The sequence below is a fragment of the Stenotrophomonas sp. STEN029 genome (assembly GCF_056760015.1).
In genome coordinates this window covers 1-19499 of the sequence record NZ_JBRREC010000091.1, presented here as the reverse complement: position 1 = coordinate 19499, position 19499 = coordinate 1, and the positions used below count along the sequence as shown (strand labels likewise).

General features: G+C 64.9%; 14 protein-coding genes. 3 read left to right on the top strand and 11 right to left on the bottom strand.

The annotated features are described in order from the left end of the window. Positions 1–205: 205 nt before the first annotated feature. Positions 206–1114 (top strand): pyridoxal kinase, encoded by a 909-nt coding sequence (gene pdxY / locus ACVOLI_RS17035; RefSeq protein ID WP_296246233.1) that lies wholly within the window; start codon positions 206–208, stop codon positions 1112–1114. Then, complete coding sequence (locus tag ACVOLI_RS17030) at positions 1111–2226, top strand: prephenate dehydrogenase (protein ID WP_481615325.1); 1116 nt, start codon at positions 1111–1113, stop codon at positions 2224–2226. The genes pdxY and ACVOLI_RS17030 overlap by 4 nt, the downstream gene beginning before the upstream one ends. Positions 2227–2606: 380 nt before the next feature. Here the strand turns inward: ACVOLI_RS17030 and ACVOLI_RS17025 are convergent, their stop codons facing one another. The 5 genes from ACVOLI_RS17025 to ACVOLI_RS17005 form a co-directional block, all read right to left on the bottom strand. Next, complete coding sequence (locus ACVOLI_RS17025; RefSeq protein WP_481615324.1) at positions 2607–2822, bottom strand: hypothetical protein; 216 nt, start codon at positions 2820–2822, stop codon at positions 2607–2609. Between the two features lie 88 nt (positions 2823–2910). Beyond that, a complete protein-coding gene (locus tag ACVOLI_RS17020) occupies positions 2911–4680 on the bottom strand; it encodes an ABC transporter transmembrane domain-containing protein (protein ID WP_481615323.1) in 1770 nt (589 codons plus the stop codon). Further along, complete coding sequence (locus ACVOLI_RS17015; protein WP_282271919.1) at positions 4673–5269, bottom strand: IMPACT family protein; 597 nt, start codon at positions 5267–5269, stop codon at positions 4673–4675. The genes ACVOLI_RS17020 and ACVOLI_RS17015 overlap by 8 nt, the downstream gene beginning before the upstream one ends. Before the next feature lie 46 nt (positions 5270–5315). Continuing rightward, complete coding sequence (locus tag ACVOLI_RS17010; RefSeq protein WP_481615322.1) at positions 5316–6362, bottom strand: hypothetical protein; 1047 nt, start codon at positions 6360–6362, stop codon at positions 5316–5318. Beyond that, the gene (locus ACVOLI_RS17005; RefSeq protein ID WP_481615321.1) at positions 6359–6916 is read right to left on the bottom strand and encodes an RNA polymerase sigma factor; all 558 of its coding nucleotides are present in this window, start codon (positions 6914–6916) and stop codon (positions 6359–6361) included. Before ACVOLI_RS17005 ends, ACVOLI_RS17010 begins: the two co-directional genes overlap by 4 nt. 180 nt (positions 6917–7096) lie before the next feature. Between ACVOLI_RS17005 and ACVOLI_RS17000 the strand changes: the two genes are divergently transcribed. Beyond that, a complete protein-coding gene (locus ACVOLI_RS17000; protein WP_481615320.1) occupies positions 7097–9994 on the top strand; it encodes a bifunctional diguanylate cyclase/phosphodiesterase in 2898 nt (965 codons plus the stop codon). Positions 9995–10330: 336 nt separating this feature from the next. Here the strand turns inward: ACVOLI_RS17000 and ACVOLI_RS16995 are convergent, their stop codons facing one another. The 6 genes from ACVOLI_RS16995 to ACVOLI_RS16970 all read right to left on the bottom strand — a co-directional run bounded on the left by ACVOLI_RS16995 (position 10331) and on the right by ACVOLI_RS16970 (position 19247). Next, complete coding sequence (locus tag ACVOLI_RS16995; RefSeq protein ID WP_282272078.1) at positions 10331–10924, bottom strand: LOG family protein; 594 nt, start codon at positions 10922–10924, stop codon at positions 10331–10333. A gap of 125 nt (positions 10925–11049) precedes the next feature. Further along, the gene (gene lpdA, locus ACVOLI_RS16990; RefSeq protein ID WP_481548182.1) at positions 11050–12474 is read right to left on the bottom strand and encodes a dihydrolipoyl dehydrogenase; all 1425 of its coding nucleotides are present in this window, start codon (positions 12472–12474) and stop codon (positions 11050–11052) included. Positions 12475–12603: 129 nt separating this feature from the next. Beyond that, positions 12604–13803: a dihydrolipoyllysine-residue succinyltransferase gene (gene sucB / locus ACVOLI_RS16985; protein ID WP_481615319.1), complete on the bottom strand. Its 1200-nt coding sequence runs from the start codon at positions 13801–13803 to the stop codon at positions 12604–12606. Positions 13804–13845: 42 nt separating this feature from the next. After that, complete coding sequence (locus tag ACVOLI_RS16980; protein ID WP_481615318.1) at positions 13846–16677, bottom strand: 2-oxoglutarate dehydrogenase E1 component; 2832 nt, start codon at positions 16675–16677, stop codon at positions 13846–13848. A gap of 174 nt (positions 16678–16851) precedes the next feature. Further along, entirely contained in the window at positions 16852–17757 is a 906-nt protein-coding gene (locus ACVOLI_RS16975) for a GNAT family N-acetyltransferase (RefSeq protein WP_481615317.1), read from the bottom strand. Continuing rightward, positions 17754–19247: a ribosomal protein uL16 3-hydroxylase gene (locus ACVOLI_RS16970; protein WP_481615316.1), complete on the bottom strand. Its 1494-nt coding sequence runs from the start codon at positions 19245–19247 to the stop codon at positions 17754–17756. Before ACVOLI_RS16970 ends, ACVOLI_RS16975 begins: the two co-directional genes overlap by 4 nt. Between the last annotated feature and the right edge of the window lie 252 nt (positions 19248–19499).

Here is a 19499-nt window from a genome sequence, read left to right as displayed (position 1 = left end):
CCCCCTCCCCCCTACCCCCCCGGCCGCGCCCCCCCCCCCCCCGCCCGCCCCCCCCCCCCCCCCCCCCCCCCCCCCCCCCCCCCCCCCCCCACTACATGAATCAAAGCCGCAGCTTGCTGCGGCTTTTTTCGTTATGCCTTCTGCTATTGGTTGCGCGCGCAAGCGTATGCAGTCGCGCCTTGTCCTGCGGACGTAGAATAGGGCGATGAACGAAGTCGACCATAGCCATCTCGTGCACGGTCGTCGGCAACGCCCGGATGGGCCGTCGCCGGTGGACGTGATTTCCGTGCAATCCCAATTGGTCTACGGCCATGCCGGCAACAGTGCGGCTGTACCGCCACTGCGCGCCCTGGGCCTGCGCGTCGCCGAAATCCCCACCACGCTGCTCAGCAACGCGCCGTTCTACGCGACGCTGCGCGGCCGCGTGCTGCCTGCAGACTGGTTTGCCGAGCTGCTGCAGGGCGCAACCGAGCGGGGCTTGCCGCAGCGGGCCGGAGCCCTGGTATCCGGCTACTTCGGCAGCGTCGCCAACGGCGCCGCTTTTGCCGATTGGCTGGACGTAGTGCTGCCGCAGTCGCCGCAGCTGCGTTACTGCCTGGACCCGGTGATCGGCGACACCCATACCGGGCCTTACGTTGAGCCGGGGCTGGAAAAGATCTTCATCGAGCGCCTGCTGCCACATGCCTGGTTGGTCACGCCGAACGCCTTCGAGCTGGGTCGTTTGACCGGTATGCCGGCGCTGGAACAGGATGACGCCATCGCCGCCTCGCGCAAGCTGCTGGAGCGCGGTCCCGAGTGGGTAATCGCACATTCGGTGTCCGGTGATCCGGGCGAGTTGGTGACCTTGGCCATTGGCCGCGAGCAGATCTGGCGTTGGACCTCGCCGCATCTGCCGGTAGATGTGGCCGGCACCGGTGACGTGTTGATGTCGCTGCTGGTCGCCTTCCTGCTCAAGGGTCATAGCTTCGAGGACGGCGTGAGCCGCGCTATAGCTGGCGTGCACGCGGCGCTGGAGGCGACGCTGGCCACTGGCGTGGAAGAGTTCGACGTGCTGGCGGCCGCACCAGCTGCATTGGGTACCCCGTACCGCTTCCGCGCCGAGCGTCTGGCGTGAGTCTGCGTCCAGTCATCGGCATCGTCGGTAGCGGCGGTGCCTTTGGACGTTGGCTGCGAGGCTTCTTCGAATCGCGCATGGGTTTGCAGGTGATCGGCCACGATCCTGTCGATGCGGACTCGCAGACCCCGGAGCAGTTGCTGGAACAGGCCGATGTGCTGCTGTTCTCTGCACCGATCCGGCATACGCCCGCATTGATCCGCGACTACATCCGCCAGTCAGCCGGACGTGAGCGTGGCAAACTGTGGCTGGACGTTACCTCGATCAAGGCTGAGCCGGTGGCGGCGATGCTGGAGTCGCAGGCGTCGGTCGCTGGCCTGCACCCGATGACCGCGCCGCCCAAGGCGCCGACCTTGAAGGGCAGGGTGATGGTGGTCTGCGAAGCGCGGCTGGATGCGCAGTGGCAGACGTGGCTGGATGAACTGTGCAGCGCCCTGCAGGCCGAATGCGTGCGCGGCACCGCCGAGCACCACGATCGGGTGATGGCGTTGGTGCAGGCGATGGTGCATGCCACGCATCTGGCCCAGGCCGGCGTGCTGCGCGAATACGCGCCGATGCTGGGCACACTGAGCGAATTGATGCCGTATCGCTCGGCTGCATTTGAACTGGATGCGGCGGTGATCTCGCGCATCCTGTCGTTGAACCCGGCCATCTACGAAGACATCCAGTTCGGCAATCCGCATGCTGGTGAAGTACTGGATCACCTGTTGCAGCAGCTGCAGCAGCTGCGTGGGCTGGTGGGGCAGGGCGATGATGCGGCGCGGGCACTGTTCCGTAGCCAGTACCTCGCCGAGAACAAGGCAGCGGTGGACGAGCAGACCCTGCGCGATGGCAACTACAGCTTCGAGCGGGTCGGCTACCTGTTGGCGGACCTGACCGACCAGCGTGCGATGAGCGTGCATCTGCCGGAGGACCGCGCCGGCTCCTTGCGCGAGTTGCTGCATGTGTTCGAGCGGCATGGCATCAGCCTGGCCTCGATTCACTCCTCGCGTACACCGAGTGGTGAAGTGCATTTCCGGATGGGCTTCGTGCAGGCGTATGCACCTGAAGTGATTTCGGCCGCCAGCGACGAGATCAATAGCAGTGGCATAGGCCGGGTGCTGGAGCGGTAAGCGCGTCGCTCCCACAGAATCCCCGACCTTGTAGGAGCGGCGTAAGCCGCGAAGCTCGTGAGCCAACAGCAGCAAGAGCTACTGCAACTGCAACAGCCCAAAAGCACCCCTCCCCAACCCTCCCCTTTGCTGCGCAAAAGGGAGGGGGTGCAAGCCTATTGGCGTCTCACCAGCTGCGACTTAATCCACAGCGACGTGTGTGCAAGCATGTGGATAATCACTGACATCCCTTGGGGCACAAGGCTGTCAAGATGGTTGGTGAAAAATTGAGCAGTCTGCAGCCGGGTCGGCAAAGCGTATTCAGAATTACCTGGCCAGCCAGCAGCGGGACTTCCTGATGCGCGCCGGCAATGATCACGGCGCGCTGCAGAAGCAGGGACTCAGGCCCGGTAGGGCTGGTTCATCGACAGGCTGACTTCGCCGTCGGCACTGAACAGGTTGCTGCCACGACGTAGCAGTGGTCGACCATCGGCAAGCTCATAGCGGGGCGGCCGGTTCGTCTTGCCGGTCTCGGAGCTGCTGGGCTCATCAAGAAACTCGATGACGATGCAGCTCTCGCCATCGCGCGTGGTTGCTGGAAACTGTCTGAACGCCATTGCTTGCCTCCAGTGCTGTGTCGGTGGCAGGGCTGCCACGCCCTGAGCTTGCCGCCGCGCTTGTTAGGCTTGCGTTACCGCAGCGTTCTCAATCTATGAATTGCAGCCGTGCCAGCTCGGCATACAAGCCATCCTGTGCCAACAGTTCAGCATGCGTGCCCTGGGCGACGATGCGGCCGTGGTCCATGACCACGATGCGGTCCGCCTTCAATACCGTTGCCAGCCGATGGGCGATGACCAGCGTGGTGCGGCCGGCCATCAGGCGCTCGAGCGCCTGTTGCACGGCACGTTCACTTTGCGCATCCAGTGCGCTGGTCGCTTCGTCCAGCAGTAGTACCGGTGCGTCCTTGAGCAGTGCGCGGGCAATGGCCACGCGTTGCTGCTGGCCGCCGGACAGGCGCGCGCCACGTTCGCCCAGGTCGCTGGCATAGCCTTCCGGCAACTGCATCAGGAAGTCATCGGCCTCGGCTGACCGCGCGGCGGCGCGAACTTCCTCGTCGCTGGCTTCGAGCCGACCATAACGGATGTTGTCGGCGGCGCTGGCGGCAAACAGGGCCGGCTGTTGCGGCACCAGCGCAATGCTCTGGCGCAGCTGTGCCGGGTCCAGCTCGCGCAGGTCGACGCCGTCCAGACGCAGATCACCGCTGTCCGGATCATGGAAGCGCAGCAGCAGCGACAGCACGGTGCTTTTGCCGGCGCCGGACGGGCCGACCAGGGCCACGGTTTCGCCCGGCGACACCGTCAGGCTGAAATCATCCAGTGCCGGCTGATCCGGGCGCTGCGGGTAATGGAACGACACATGCTCGAAGCGGATTTCGCCGCGAACCGGCGAGGGCAGCGATTGCGGCTTTGCGGGAGCGGTGATCTGCGGACTCTCCGCCAGCAGCTCTCCAATGCGGCCCATGCCGCCGGAGGCGCGCTGCAGTTCGTTCCAGACTTCGGCCAAAGCGCCGACTGAGCCGCCGCCGATCAAGGCGTACAGCACGAACTGGCCAAGCGTACCTGCCGTCATGCGACGGTCGACGACGTCGTGCGCGCCCGACCACAGCACCGCAACGATGGCGCCGAACACCAGCACGATTGCGATGGCAGTGACGAAGGACTGGGTGCGGATGCGGCGCTTCGCGGTGGCCACGGAGATGTCCAGCGCGGCCTCGAAGCGGCCACGCTCGTAGGGTTCGCGGGCATGCGCCTGCACGGTACGCACCGCGCCGAGCGTTTCCGAGGCCAGGGCGTTGGCGTCGGCGACGCGGTCCTGGCTGGCGCGGGAGATTTTCTGCAACTGGCGCGCGCCCAACACGATCGGCAGTACCGCCAGCGGGATACCGATCAGCGAGTACACCGCCAGGTGTGGGCTGGTGACGAACAGCATCACCATAGCGCCGATCACGGTAACGCTGCTGCGCAGTGCCACCGACATGGTCGAGCCGATCACGCTGCGCAGCAGTTCGCTGTCGGCGGTCAGCCGCGATACCAGCTCGCCGCTGCGGGTGCGGTCGTGGAAGCCGGCATCCAGCCCGATCAGGTGCGCATAGAGTTTGCCGCGCAGGTCGGCGACGACTTTTTCGCCCAGCAGGGAGACGAAGAAAAAGCGTGCGGCGGTGGCCAAGGCAAGCACCACCGCGACGATGAACAGCAGCAGGAAGGCACGGTTGATCTCGCCGCCACCGGAGAAGCCGTGGTCGATCATCTGCTTGACCGCCATCGGCAGGCTCAAGGTCGCCGTCGAGGACACTGCCAGTGCGACCAGCCACGCGGTGAACAGGCCGGCGTGACGGCGCACGAATGGCCACAGGGTTTTCAGGCTGCCGAGCTTCTGCAGCTTGCGTTGCGGCGGTGTGGAAGGGGCTTCAGTCATTGTCGACGGGTTCGCTCAGGCGTAGGCGGTCGCGGGTGGCGTCGCGCAGGCGCAATGCCAGCGCATCGATCTGGTCTGCCGGCAGGCGCACATGCAGGCGCAGGCCTTCGGGCAGGAAGTGTTCTTCAAGTTTCTCGGCCCCGGCAGTGCCGAGCAGGGTGTGCACGATGCCCATGTCTTCAAAACCGCATTGCAGGATGCGCTCGGTCATCGGCACCAAAGGGCTGCGCTGGGCCAGCCGCAGGCATTCGGCGGCAGTGCCGCCATAGGCCCGGACCAGGCCACCTGCACCGAGCTTGATGCCGCCGTACCAGCGCGTCACCACTACAGCGATGCGGTCGTAACCCTGACCATCTATCGCTGCGAGAATCGGGCGTCCAGCGGTGCCTGCCGGCTCGCCGTCATCGCTGGAGCGATAGTCATTGCCGTGCCGGTAGGCCCAGCAGTTGTGGGTGGCGTCGACATCCGATACCGATTGGATGAATGCCAGCGCTGCGGCGGCATCGCTGATCGGCGCTGCCTGCGCGAGGAAGCGGCTGTGTTTGATCTCCAGCTCGTGGCTGGCGGGTGCGGCGAGAGTGTCGAGCATTGCCGTCATTCTAGTGGCAGCGCTGCAAAGCGGTAGCCGATGGAGCTCAATCCTTGAGCAGCGGGCGCAGATCGCGCGGAATGCGTGCTTCCGGGTAGTCGTGTGCGAAGCGCCGCAGACTGGCCTTTGCACCGTCCAGGTCACCGGCTTCGTGGCGTTCGCGGATGCGCTTTATCCATTGGTGACGCGACAGCGTGGCGTCGGCCTCGATGTCGGGTGTGCTGTCGGCGGCGATTGCTTCCGCACGTTGGCGACGTGCCTCGGCTGCCTTGCTGACTGTCTTGGCGCCAGCATGCGGAATCGGAGTGGAGCCAGTTGGTGCCGGCCGGGGGGATGCAGCACGTGCAAGCGTGGGTGCCGTTTCGCTCAGATAGAAGCCGTCCTGCGCGCCATCGGCGGAGCTGGCCTGTTGTTCGGCTCGAGCCGGTGCAGCCATCGGTGCCGGAGCCATCACGGGCGCTGGAGGGGGCGGCGGGGCGGGCGGGACAATGATCGGTGCAGCGGAGAAGGCGCGTGGCGATTGCCCTGCATTGCTGGTGGCGGGCTGCTCGATGGCGCTGGCTTTGTCCTTGTGCGCAGCAGCTGGCTGCGCGGCGCCAGCGCTGGGCGCCTTCGCATTGACGACGGATCGGGCCTGCGGCACGGCAGGAGCCGCGGCGGTATCCTCGGCAACCTGGGTCGGGGCCGGGCTTGCGGGTGCCGCAGCGACCTCGGCGGCGGCGATGTCAGCGGCCATTGGCGCTGCCGCGGGCGCGGACATCTCGGCGTGTTGCATCGCCGGTTGCGGCGGTGTCAGCGGGCGCAGTTGCCAGGCCAGGCCAACCACCAATACCAGTGACGCGGCCACGGCCAGTGAAGACACCAGGCCGCGCCGGCGACCCCAGCCGCGGCGCTGCGATGCGGATGCCGTGGTGCGTTGCCGGGTCTGGGTGTCTGTTTGGGTTTGTTCTGGCTGCGTCTGCGGCTTGGCGCGAGCCAAGTCCATGATGCGGGCGTCCAGCTGTGCGCTGGGGGTGGCTGTGCCGGTGCCGGGACGGCCCAGCAGCCTGGCCAGCTCGCGCTCTTCAGGGGTCAGCATGTCTGGAGTGTTCATTCGCTCAACCTCGCGCGCAGCTTGTCCATCGCATAGCGCAGCCGCGGCTTGACGGTTTCCCGGCCAACGCCGGTGATCTGCCCGATCTCCTCCAGGCTGAGTTCCTGTTCCAGTCGCAGGATCACGACTTCCTGTTGTTCCGGCGGCAATTCGGCCAGTGCCTGGCGCAGCTGCAGGCGCTGGGCCTGCTCATCGGCCAGCAGCTCCGGGGTGCAGTTGTCGGTCAGGCGCGCGGTGCGTTCGTCGGCGTCTTCCGGCGCTGCCGGGCGATGGCGGGCGGCCCGCCAATGGTCGTTGAGGCGGTTGTGGGCGATGCGGAACAGCCAGGTGGCGAAGGCGGCTTCGGGCTTCCAGCCGGCCCGGGCATTGATCATCTTCTGCCAGACGTCCTGGAACAGCTCCTCGGCCAAGGGCCGGTCACGCAGCTGGCCGAGCAGATAGTGGAACAGCCGCGCGCGATGCCGGGCGTAGAGCTCGGAGAACGCGTCGCTGTCACCGTCGGCATAGGCCAACATCAGCACTTCATCGGTAGGGGTTTGGACAGCGGTATCCACCTGCCAAGCGTAGTGGTTGGGCTGGGTTCTGCCTAGCTTGATGAGCTGTCGGAAAGCCGCTCATTCATAATCATGAAATACAATCTTTTTTTGCGACCCACTGCTCTTGACCGCTGCTGAAGGTATGCTGCGGGATCAGGGGGGAGTTCCGGGCGACCGGAACCCAGAGAGAACGGATACATGTCGCATAGCGAGCTTGACGCGAAGGCCGAAACCCAGCGCGCCGATACAATTTCGCCGGTCACCAACGTGGTAGGGACATTGCAGAGCTTGTTGCCTCCCGTCAGCACGGTTGCGCTGGCGTGGCGCGATGGTTCGCTTGGCGAGGGTAGCTGCAGTTTCCCGGTTTCGGCCGATGGCCTGTGCCAGCTCGCTCGTGATTGCCTGGCGGGCAACAAGGAGGGCCTTCCTGCCTCCGTCCACCTGCTGGAATGGAGTCACGACAGCGACGCGGATTATGTGCTGCTGATCGATCCCGAACAGGCGCTGCCGGCGGCGCGCCGTGAAGCATGGGAGGGCACGGCGCGGGTGTTGATCTGCTCGGCCATGGAGCTGATGCGCCAGCGCATCCAGATTGAAGAACTGCAGCGCTCCAAGCAGCTGCAGAAGGCCTTGTTCGAAATTGCCGATCTGGCCGGCGCCGACCTGGCAATGGCCGAGATGATGGCGCATTTCCACCGCATCCTCGGTTCGCTGATGTATGCGGAGAACTGCTACATCGTCGAGTGTGACGAAAACCAGCAGAGCCTGGAATTCCTGTATTTCGTTGATACCCATGACAGCTATCTGCCTGATCCCGGGCGTCGCTACAGCTACGAGGAAATGCCGGCCAGTTTGACCTTCGCGGTGTTGCGTAATGGTCGGGCACTGAGCGGGCCGTCGCGTGAGCTGGCCAAATATCTGGAACAGCCGTACGAGGTGTCCGAGGGCGAGGAGAGCACCGACTGGCTGGGTGTGCCGATGTGGCGGGACAACCGGGTCTGCGGTGCGATCGTGGTGCAGAGTTATGTCGCCGATGCCTGCTATGGCGAGGAAGAGCTGGCGCTGCTGAACTTTGTCGCCAAGCACATTCTCACCGCGATGGATCGGCATCAGGCGCACGCGCAGCTGGAACAGCGGGTCTGGCAGCGCACCCAGGATCTGGAGCACATCAACGACCACCTGCAGGGCGAGATCATCGAGCGCCGACGCGCGGAACTGCTGCAGGCAGCGTTGTTCAACATCTCCGAGCTGGCGATGAGCAAGGCCACCGGCGATTTCTACGCACAGGTACACGAGATCATCGGCCGGTTGCTGGATGCCAGTAATTTCTACGTGGCGATGGTGACCCCCGATGCGACCGGCATCGAGTTCGTCTATTCCGTCGATCGCTACAACCGTGAACGCGCGACCCGGATTTTCAGTGACGGCTTGACCGAGTACGCGCTGCAACGCCGCGAGCCGGTATTGCTGACGCGGGCGGGTATCGACCAGTTGATCGTGGCTGGCACCTTGAAGGAATTCGGGGCCAAGTCGCAATGCTGGTTGGGCGTGCCCTTGTTCAGTGATGAGGAAGTGGTAGGCGTCATCGCGGTGCAGAGCTACAACCCGGAAGTCGTGTTCACCGCCGATGATCAACGCCTGTTGGTATTTGTTGCACGCGCGATCGGCAACAGCCTGGCCCGCCAGCGCGATCAACAGCGCCTGGTGCAGGCCCATGCCGACCTGGAGCTGCGGGTCACCGAGCGTACCCGTGAGCTCGGCGAGGTGAACCAGAAGCTGCTGGGGCAGATTGGCGAACGCATGCGTGCCGAGCAGCGCCTGACCCACCTTGCAATGCATGACGTGCTGACCGGGCTGCCGAATCGCCTGCACCTGCAGGATCGACTGGAACGTGCGATCGAGAACGCGGAGCTGGGCATCGCCCCGAACTTCGCCCTGCTGTTCCTGGACCTGGATCGCTTCAAGTGGGTCAACGACAGTATTGGCCATGCCGCCGGCGACCAGATGCTGGTTGAAGTTGCACGCCGACTGGTGGGTCTGGTCCGTGGTGATGACGTGGTGGCGCGGCTGGGTGGCGACGAATTCGCGCTGCTTGTGCACTCTGATCGCGGTTCGAATGCGGCGATGGACCTGGGACGGCGTCTGCTCAGGGCGCTGGAAGCGCCGATGTGGGTGGACGGGCGCGAGCTGTTCCCCTCCGGCAGTATCGGAATCGCGGTATGGGATGCGCGCTATACCTCTGGCGCGGACCTGCTGCGCGACGCGGATGCGGCCATGTACCGGGCCAAGCTCAAGGGCCAGGACCGTTGCGTGATGTTCGACGGTGCGATGCACGACGAGGCCATGCGCAGCCTGGAGCTGGAGGCGGACCTGCGAAGGGCGATCAAGAAGCGTGATTTCCTGCCTTATTACCAGCCCATCGTGTCCTTGCTTGATGGCAAGGTCGTCGGTCACGAAGCGCTGCTGCGCTGGCAACACGAGCGGCGCGGTGTGCTGGTGCCAGGGGAGTTTCTATCGCTGGGCGAAGAGAGCGGCCTGATCGAGCAGGTGGACTGGCAGATCTACGAGCAGGTCATGCAGGACATGGCGGCGTCGGCTGTCGGCTACATTTCGGTGAACGTGTCGCCGCGGCATTTCCGTTCGGCTGAGTTCGCACCGCGTTTGCTGGGGATGCTGGATGCTGCGGGTGCTGACCCGGAGCGGCTGCGGGTGGAGATCACCGAGATGGCCCTGCTCGATGACGAGCCGCGCACCCTGCGCGCTTTGCACCAGCTGCGTGAGCGCGGCGTGGTGGTGCAGCTGGATGACTTCGGTACGGGCTATTCGGCGCTGTCCTATCTGCATCGTTTCCCGATCAGCGCGCTGAAGGTGGACCGCAGTTTTGTTGCCGGCCTGCACGATGAAGGCGGCAATAGCACCCTTACCCTGGTGGAAGGTGTGCTGTCGCTTGCGCGTACGCTGGGCATCGAGACGATAGGCGAGGGCATCGAGAACGAGCGGCAGCTGCAGACGCTGAAGGAACTGGGCTGCAACTTCGGCCAAGGTTACCTGTTGGGTTACCCGGCCGCGCGCGAACAGACCCTGCAGCACGCATAAGCACACTGCTGTTGTAGGAGCGGCGTCAGCCGCGAAGCCACCTATGCCTCCGCGCCACATAGGCTGCAATTGCAGGATGCACGCAGGGGTTTGCTGTTGCCTGCTTCAATGGCCTTTGGCCTGTGCAGGATACGAACTTCGCGGCTGACGCCGCTCCCACAAAGCCCCAACCGAATGCGGGGGAGGCGTCAGCCGCGAAGCTGGGAATGCTTCTGCTACGTATCGATTGCGATTGCAGGAATTGCGTTGACTGTTGTCCGGGCGCAGGCTGGCGATCTGTGTGGACCGCCAGCCTCTCGGCTCACGCCGCTCCCACAAAAACGACCGCCGTGGGCCTCAGCGCAGCGCGTTGCGCTTCTTCTCGTCGAACCATTTGTCGGCCTGGGCCGGCGAGTAGTTGCGCATCCACTCCAGCATCTGCGTGGCGTCGTCGCCGTACCACAGGTCTTCGCGCTGTTCCGGGTGCAGGAAGCGCTCGCTGACCATGGTGTCGATCATGCCGATCAGCGGCTGGTAGAAACCGTCGATGTCGAGGAAGGCGCAGGGCTTGTGGCCGATGCCGAGCTGGCGCCAGGTCAGCATCTCGAAGATCTCCTCGGCGGTACCGAAGCCGCCGGGCAGGGCGACGAAAGCGTCGGACAGGTCGAACATGCGCGACTTGCGTTCATGCATGGAGCCGACGATCTCCAGCGAGGTCACGCCCTTGTGCGCGACTTCCATGTCCACCAGGTGCTGCGGGATCACGCCGGTGACTTCGCCACCTGCGGCCAGCACGCCATCGGCCACCGCGCCCATCAGGCCGGTGCGGCCGCCGCCATAGACCAGGCGCAGGCCTTCATTGGCGATACGCGTGCCCAGTTCGGTGGCGCGTTCGACGTAGATGGGCTTGGCGCCGGGATTGGAGCCGCAATAGACGCAGATGGACTTCATGTGTTGTTCCTGATGGATGGGAAGAGGTGGTCGTTCTGCCGCCGATGAATGCGCGTGCAGACCGTGGACTACAAAAGCAAGAAGGCTCCGCCGGAGCGGAGCCTTCAGGTCACAGGCCGTGGAGCTTAGTTGGCCTTGTGGATGGCGCGCTTGGTCACTGCCATCGCCGCGTCGTGCACTGCCTCGGACAGCGACGGGTGGGCGTGGCAGATGCGGGCCAGGTCATCGGACGAGCCGCTGAACTCCATGGTCAGCACACCTTCGTGCACCAGCTCGGAGACATTGGCGCCAACCAGGTGCATGCCCAGCACGCGGTCGGTTTCGGCATGTGCCAGCACCTTGACGAAGCCAGCCGGCTCCACCATGGCGACGGCGCGGCCGTTGGCGGCGAACGGGAAGCTGCCGGCCTTGTACGGGATGCCCTCGGCCTTGAGCTGGGCTTCGGTCTTGCCGACCCATGCCAGTTCCGGCTCGGTGTAGATCACCCACGGGATGGTGTCGAAGTTGACGTGGCCCGGCAGGCCAGCGATCAGCTCGGCCACGGCAACGCCTTCCTCGAAGCCCTTGTGGGCCAGCATCGGGCCGCGCACGCAGTCGCCCACCGCCCACACGCCGTCAACGCCGGTGTGGCAATGGTCATCGACCACGATCTGGCCACGCTCGTTGAGCTGCACGCCGGTGCCTTCGGCCAACAGGCCCTTGCTGGCGGCGCGGCGGCCAACGGCCACCAGCAGCTTGTCGACGGTCAGGGTCTTTTCGCCCTCGGCGTCGGTGTAGCTGACGATGACTTCCTCGCCCTTGATCTCGGTCTTGGAGACCTTGGCGTTGAGGCGGATGTCCAGGCCCTGCTTCTTGAATTCCTTGGCGGCAACCTTGGCCACTTCGGCATCAGCGGCAGCCAGGAACTCCGGCAGTGCTTCCAGGATGACCACTTCCGAACCCAGGCGCTTCCACACGCTGCCCAGTTCCAGGCCGATCACACCGGCGCCGATGACGGCCAGGCGCTTCGGCACTTCGGTGAAGTCCAGCGCGCCGACGTTGTCGACGATGTGCTTGCCGTCAAACTTGGCGAACGGCAGTTCGATCGAATCCGAACCAGCGGCGATGATGACGTTGGTGCCCTTGAGCTCGACTTCCGAACCGTCGTGCTGCTTGACCTTGACCACGTTGCCGGCCTGCAGCTGGCCGAAGCCGTAGTAGGTGGCGACCTTGTTGGCCTTGAACAACTGGGCGATGCCGCCGGTGAACTGCTTCACGATGGCGTCCTTGCGGCCGACCATCTTGTTCACGTCGATCTTGGCGTCGTTGAAGCTGATGCCGTGCTGATCGAAGATGTGGCCCATGTTCCAGTACTGGCGCGAGGAGTCCAGCAGCGCCTTGGACGGGATGCAGCCCACGCGCAGGCAGGTGCCGCCCAGTGCCGGCTTGCCGTCCTTGCCCAGCGCTGCATCGATGCAGGCGGTCTTCAGGCCCAGCTGTGCGGCGCGGATGGCAGCGTGGTAGCCGGCCGGACCAGCACCGATGACGACGACGTCGAATTGTTCAGCCATTTGAGATTCCTTGGTACCAATCCCTTCTCCCTGCGGGAGAAGGTGGCGCGAAGCGCCGGATGAGGGTGCGGGAGGGCCGAGGCCCTCACCCCAACCCCTCTCCCGGTGGGAGAGGGGCTTCGAGCGGAATTACAGACCGAACAGCATGCGGCCCGGGTTTTCCAGCTGGTTCTTGATGTCCACCAGGAACTGCACCGAATCCTTGCCGTCGATGATGCGGTGGTCATAGGACATGGCCAGGTACATCATCGGGGCGATCACGATCTGGCCGTTCTCGGCGATCGGACGGTCCTTGATGGCGTGCATGCCGAGGATGGCGCTCTGCGGCGGGTTGACGATCGGGGTCGACATCAGCGAGCCGAAGGTGCCACCGTTGGTCACGGTGAAGGTGCCGCCCTGCAGTTCTTCCAGCGACAGCTTGCCGTCACGGGCCTTCTTGGCGTAGTCGGCAATGGCCTTCTCGATGTCGGCGAACGACATACGCTCGACGTTGCGCAGCACCGGGGTCACCAGGCCCTTGTCGGTGGACACGGCGATCGAGATGTCCGAGTAGCCGTGATAGATGATGTCGTCACCATCGATCGAGGCATTGACCAGCGGGAAGCGCTGCAGCGCGTTGGCGGCAGCCTTGACGAAGAAGCTCATGAAGCCCAGCTTGATGCCGTGGGCCTTGACGAACTCTTCCTGCAGTTCCTTGCGCGCAGCCGACACCTTGGACAGGTTGACTTCGTTGAAGGTGGTCAGCATGGCGGTCGAGTTCTTCGACTGCATCAGACGCTCGGCGATGCGCTTGCGCATGCGGGTCATCGGTACGCGTTCTTCCGGACGTGCACCGCCGGCCTTGCCGACGCCGCCGTTGCGGGCGAAGTTGACGATGTCTTCCTTGGTCACGGCGCCATGACGGCCGGTGCCGGACACGTCGGCCGGGTTCACGCCCTCGGTAATTGCCGAGAAGCGGGCGCCCGGGGGCAGGGCGTCGGCGGCCGACTTGGCAGCCGGGGCCGGTGCAGCGGCAGCAGCCGGAGCGGCGGCGGCCGGGGCAGCAGCCTTCGGTGCCTCGGCAGCAGCGGCCGGGGCGGCAGCAGCAACCGCGCCTTCCTCGATGATGGCCAGGATCTGGCTCGAGGTGACGGTGTCGCCTTCCTGGAACTTGATTTCCTTCAGCACGCCATCAACCGGCGCCGGTACTTCCAACACGACCTTGTCGGTTTCCAGGTCGAGCAGGTTCTCATCACGCTTGACGGCCTCGCCAGCCTTCTTGTGCCAGGTGGCGATGGTGGCGTCGGAGACGGATTCGGGCAGTACCGGTACTTTGACTTCGGTGGCCATTTGGCTGATTTCCTGGTTTCGTTTTCTTGTGGAAAAGGGGGCTTATTCGGCGTAGTTGTCGTCGATCTTGTTGACCAGCGCGTCGGCGAGCAGCTGTGCGAGTTCGCGCAGGTGATCGGACATGTGGCCAACAGCAGGCGACGGAGAACGCGGGCGACCGGCATAGTGCAGCGCCTGGCCATCGGCCACGCATGCCTGCAGGTGGTGCTTGATCTGGTACCACGCACCCTGGTTCATCGGCTCTTCCTGGCACCACACGACGTCGGTTGCCTTGCCGTACTTCTTCAGTTCGGCAGCCAGCGCCGGGCGCGGGAACGGGTAGAGCTGTTCCACACGCACCAGTGCCACGTCGTCCTGGCCGCGCTTGGTCACGTCTTCCAGCAGGTCGTAGTAGACCTTGCCCGAACAGACGACGACGCGCTTGACCTTCTTGACGTCCGCGGTGGCGTCGCCGATCAGGTGCTGGAACTCGCCATTGGCCATTTCGTCCAGGCTGGACACCGCCAGCTTGTGACGCAGCAGCGACTTGGGGGACATGACGACCAGCGGCTTGCGGGTAGCCATACGCATCTGGCGACGCAGCATGTGGAATGCCTGCGCCGGAGTCGACGGCACGCAGACCAGCATGTTCTCCAGTGCGCACAGCTGCAGGAAGCGCTCAAGGCGCGCCGAGCTGTGCTCCGGGCCCTGGCCTTCATAGCCGTGCGGCAGCAGCAGGGTCAGGCCGGAGATGCGGCCCCACTTTGCTTCGCCGGAGGCGATGAACTGGTCGATCACGACCTGGGCACCGTTGGCGAAGTCGCCGAACTGGCCTTCCCAGATGCACAGGGTGTTCGGGTCGGTGGTGGAGAAGCCGTATTCAAATGCCATCACCGCTTCTTCGCTGAGCAGCGAATCGATGATGGTGGCCTGTTCCGGCGACTCGACCAGCTGACGCAGCGGCAGGTAATAGTTGTCGGTCTTCTGGTCGTGCAGGATCGCGTGGCGGTGGGTGAAGGTGCCGCGGCCCACGTCCTGGCCGACCAGGCGCAGTCCATTGCCTTCGTCCAGCAGCGTTGCGTAGGCCAGGTTCTCGGCAAAGCCCCAGTCGCCCAGGATTTCACCGGCGGCCATCTTGCGACGGTCGTCGTACACCTTGGCGACACGCGAATGCACTTCCACGCCTTCCGGAATGGTGTTGATCATGGTGGCCAGCTGGGTCAGCTTGCCCATGTCGACCTTGGTGCTGACCGGGTCGGACAGCTTGCCCGACAGGTACTTCGGCCAGTTGACGAACATCTTGCTGGTGGCCGGGGTCTTTTCGACCGTGGCCAGCTCGGTGGTGACTTCACCGGAATCGAGCTTGTTGCGGTAGGTGTCGACCATTTCCTTGCCGGCACCGGCAGCGATCACGCCTGCGGCTTCCAGCTGCTCTGCGTAGAGCTCGCGGGTGGTCTTGTGCTTGCGGATCACCTGGTACATCAGCGGCTGGGTGATCGCCGGTTCGTCGGCTTCGTTATGGCCCCAACGGCGGTAGCAGACCAGGTCGATCACGACGTCCTTGTTGAACTGCTGGCGGAAGTCATAGGCCAGCTTGGCCGCGAACACCACGGCTTCGGGATCGTCGCCGTTCACGTGCAGGACCGGGGCGGCGACCATCTTGGCGATGTCGGTGCAGTACAGGGTCGAGCGCGAGTCGTCGCGGTTGGAGGTGGTGAAGCCCACCTGGTTGTTGATGACGATGTGCACGGTGCCGCCGACCGCGAAACCGCGGGCCTGCGACATCTGGAACAACTCCATCACCACGCCCTGGCCGGCGAATGCGGCGTCGCCGTGGATCAGGACCGGCATCACCTGCTTGCGCGCGGTGTCGTTGCGGCGTTCCTGGCGCGAGCGCACCGAGCCGACAACCACCGGATCGGCGATTTCAAGGTGGGACGGGTTGAAGGCCAGGGCCAGGTGCACCGGGCCGCCATCGCTGACGACGTCGGCCGAGAAGCCCATGTGGTACTTCACGTCACCGGCAACGGCGCGGTCGTCGTGCTCGAACTTGCCTTCGAACTCGTCGAACAGCTTGCGCGGGTTCTTGCCGAGGGTGTTGACCAGCACGTTCAGGCGGCCGCGGTGGGCCATGCCGATGATCACGTCCTTGACGCCTTCCTTGCCGGCGTCGCGGATGATGGTGTCCATCATCGGGATCAGCGAGTCGCCGCCTTCCAGCGAGAAGCGCTTCTGGCCGACGTACTTGGTGTGCAGGTAACGCTCGAGGCCTTCGGCCGCGGTCAGGCGCTCCAGGGTGCGACGCTTGGTGTCGGCATCCAGATTGTAGTTGCCACCAGCAGCCTCAAGGCGCTGGTAAAGCCACTGGCGCTGTTCGACTTCGGCGATATACATGAACTCTGCGCCGATCGAGCCGGTATACGTCGCCTTCAGGCGCGCAAACAGGTCACGCAGCTTCATCCGCGGCTGGCCGCCGACACCACCGGTGCTGAACTCGTCGTTGAGGTCGGCATCGCTGAGGTGGTGGAAGGGCAGGCCCAGGTCCGGCGGGTTGACCGGCGGGGTCAGGCCCAGCGGATCAAGATTGGCGCCGAGGTGGCCGCGTGAACGGTAGGCGGTGATCAGACGGCCGACATTGCGCTCGCGTTCGTCGCCGGAACCGGTGTTGGCGCCGACCTTGCCGGCGTTCTTGGCGGCTTCGGTGATGTGTGCGATGGCGGCAGAGTGCGGCACATCGCCAGCTTCGCGGCCTTTGAAGCCGTCAAAGTAGGACTTCCACTTGGGGTCCACACTGTCCGGGGAGACGAGGTACTGTTCGTACAGGTCCTCGACATAGGAGGCGTTGCCGCCGGCGAGCTGCGATGATTGCGCAAACTGCTTCAGTAGATTGTCCACGATGGAGAGTCGGATTCACTTGTGGGGTAGTTCTGGGAACCGGCGGACCTGCTACAGCGTCCTGCGCGGGCGTGTTCTAACCACGAAATTATACCCCTCACTGGACAGGAAGGGGCACCTACACTGTCCCGCGCATTAATACCTGACTGCGGTTTGTCCTGCCCCGGTCAATACTCAGACACCTAGTACGCGAAGTCCGTTGCAATCACGTGAACGCTCCCAGATACGCTTGAACAGCGCTTCCTGCTGCTGCGCGCGGGCGGGGCTGTCCAGCGACAGCTCGCCTTCGACGCGGGCGCCCATTGGACGAAAGTAGCAGTCGCCCTGATCGTTGCTGATAGCGGCCGAGCTGACCTCGCAGTCCATCGGGTCTACCGGCTCACGTAGCTTGAACACACTGGGCAGGCGCTGCACCAGGGCGATGAAGGCTGCGGGCAGGGCTGGCAGGTCGGCTTCGTGCAGCAGCACCAGTACCTGCTTGTCGTGGCGGGCGGTCGCAAAGCCGCGCAGCGCATCCAGGACCAGCGCTTGGCCGAGCAGGGCGTCGTTGCCGCGTAGCTGCAGGTGCAGGTGGCGACGTGCACCGTGGATGACCGCGGCCATGGCAGCGCGGGCCTGGTCCGGGTCCTGCACCCGCATTGCCCCGTCCAGACGCCGGCGCATGGTCTGGTGACCGATGCCGGCCTCTTCAAATTCCACGCCTTCCGGCAGAAACCCGTTGCAGGCATAGAAGTCGCGGGCGTGCAGTTGAGCGTGCAGGCTAACTTCGCCCCAGCCGCGCCTGCGGGCGTCGCTCAATAGCGCATTCAGCAAGGCTTGGCCGACGCCTTTGCCGCGCCAGGCGGCGAGCACGGCCATGCGGCCGATGCGCTGGTCGGGGGTCAGTCGAGCCGCGCCTATGGCGTGGCCGTGCTGGTCCAGTGCCAGCGCGTGGTCGCTGAGCGGATCCAGTGCGTCTATTTCCAGCTCGGCCGGGACGTTCTGCTCATCGACAAATACGGTATGGCGCACGCCGTGCAGCAATGCCTGCTGCACGGCGTAGTCGGCGATCTCTACACGGAAGATCGCGGTTTGACTCATGCCGACGGGGTTTCCGCGTCGTCTTCGCCTTCTTCCTCGCCGTCGTCACAGATGACCACGACCTCGACGCCTTCCTCATTGACCAGTACGGTCTCGATGCTGGCGCTGGACGGCTCGCCTTCACCGGCTTCGCTGTACTCGATCACTTCGATCTCGACTTCCGGGGCATCGGCCTCGTTATCGAAGTCCTCGTCGTCGAAATCGTCCTCGGCCAGGTCTTCTTCGGCCACGTCTTCCATGGCTTCCAGCGCATCCTGTTCGGCGAGCATGGCGGCAATGGTTTCCACGTCCAGCAGCTGGTAATGGCCGCCGACGATCAGTTCCATCAGCGCATCACGGCCCTTGTTGCCGAGCTTGTTGAACAGCGTGATGTCGATCTGTTCGGTACCGGCAAGGGTCTGCGCGTCCTTGATCGACAGCTGGAACGCTAGGCCGGAGCAGTACAGCGAGGCGCCACGGGTGGCGCGGCGCCACGCCAGGCGGGCCCACGGGTGACGCTCGAGCACGCCGCCATTTTCCAGCTCGGCGACCACTTCTTCCGGCGACGGCGGTGCCTGCGAGGGCAGGATGTCGCCGGCGGCGCGGTAGGTGGTGATGAAGCGGCCGAACCAGTTGCCGAGGCGATCCGGGTCGTTCATGCGCAGCGCATTGAGCGCGGCGACAACGCGCTTCATCGCGGCCTCGTCGATCTCGTTCGGGTCTTCCGGCAGCTTCAGGTCCGGGTCCTGGAAGCGGATGGATTCGTCGGCGTCGGCGACCAGGTCGTCCAGGTAATCGCTGATCAGCTCGGCCGAGGACGGCGCGCGCATGCCGAACGAGAAGGTCAGGCAGGGGTTCACGGCAACGCCGTTGTGCGGCACGTTCGGCGGCAGGTACAGCATGTCACCCGGGCCCAGCACCCAATCGTGGGTCGCCTTGAACTTCTTCAGCAGCTTCAGTTCCACGTCGGGACGGAACTCAAGTGACGGGCGCTTGCCCTTGGTCGATTCGCTGGCGTCGATCTGCCAGCGGCGCTGGCCGTGGGCCTGCAGCAGGAACACGTCGTACTGGTCGACATGGGCACCAACCGAACCGCCGGTGGCGGCAAAGCTGATCATCACGTCGTCCATGCGCCAGCGCGGCAGGAAGTTGAAATAGGAGGTCAGCGCGCGCACTTCCGGGTCCCACTTGTCCACGTCCTGCACCAGCAGGGTCCAGTCGTGGTCGGGCATGCCGGGGAAGTCTTCTTCCTGGAACGGGCCGGTACGCAGGGTCCAGCCGTCGGTGGCGCGGTCATGGCTGACGATGCGCGCCAGCGCGCCTTCTTCACAGGCCAGGCCGGCCAGGTCTTCCGGCAGCACCGGGGTTTCGAAATCCGGGAAGGCGGCGCGGATCAACAGCGGGCGCTTCTGCCAGTAATCGCGCAGGAAGGCGGCCGGGCTCATGCCCAGCGGCAGGCCGGGCTTGGCCTGGACTTCGATCGGATAGGTCTTTTGCTTGCGTGCAGCCATGGGGGAAATCCTTTGCAACGGAGGTCGAACAGGGGCGCGCCGGGCGCGCAGACCTCCATTGTCCCCTTGTTCGCGGCAATGCGCACCGTAGGCGACTGATCTGGATCAAATTCAGCGAAAAGAATGCACCCGTAGTGGGGGGGGGGGGGGGGGGGGGGGGGGGGGGGGGGGGGGGGGGGGGGGGGGGGGGGGGGGGGGGGGGCGCGGGGCCGGCGCCCCAGCCCCACCCCCCCCCCCCCCCCCCCCCCCCCC

Excerpts from the sequence above, each read along its gene's own strand:
- ACVOLI_RS17000 (WP_481615320.1), top strand. The coding sequence starts at position 7,097 with ATGTCGCATAGCGAGCTTGACGCGAAGGCCGAAACCCAGCGCGCCGAT.
- ACVOLI_RS17015 (WP_282271919.1), bottom strand. The coding sequence starts at position 5,269 with ATGCTCGACACTCTCGCCGCACCCGCCAGCCACGAGCTGGAGATCAAA.
- ACVOLI_RS17010 (WP_481615322.1), bottom strand. The coding sequence starts at position 6,362 with ATGAACACTCCAGACATGCTGACCCCTGAAGAGCGCGAGCTGGCCAGG.
- ACVOLI_RS17020 (WP_481615323.1), bottom strand. The coding sequence starts at position 4,680 with ATGACTGAAGCCCCTTCCACACCGCCGCAACGCAAGCTGCAGAAGCTC.
- ACVOLI_RS17025 (WP_481615324.1), bottom strand. The coding sequence starts at position 2,822 with ATGGCGTTCAGACAGTTTCCAGCAACCACGCGCGATGGCGAGAGCTGC.
- lpdA (WP_481548182.1), bottom strand. The coding sequence starts at position 12,474 with ATGGCTGAACAATTCGACGTCGTCGTCATCGGTGCTGGTCCGGCCGGC.
- ACVOLI_RS16970 (WP_481615316.1), bottom strand. The coding sequence starts at position 19,247 with ATGGCTGCACGCAAGCAAAAGACCTATCCGATCGAAGTCCAGGCCAAG.
- pdxY (WP_296246233.1), top strand. The coding sequence starts at position 206 with ATGAACGAAGTCGACCATAGCCATCTCGTGCACGGTCGTCGGCAACGC.
- ACVOLI_RS16975 (WP_481615317.1), bottom strand. The coding sequence starts at position 17,757 with ATGAGTCAAACCGCGATCTTCCGTGTAGAGATCGCCGACTACGCCGTG.
- ACVOLI_RS16995 (WP_282272078.1), bottom strand. The coding sequence starts at position 10,924 with ATGAAGTCCATCTGCGTCTATTGCGGCTCCAATCCCGGCGCCAAGCCC.
- sucB (WP_481615319.1), bottom strand. The coding sequence starts at position 13,803 with ATGGCCACCGAAGTCAAAGTACCGGTACTGCCCGAATCCGTCTCCGAC.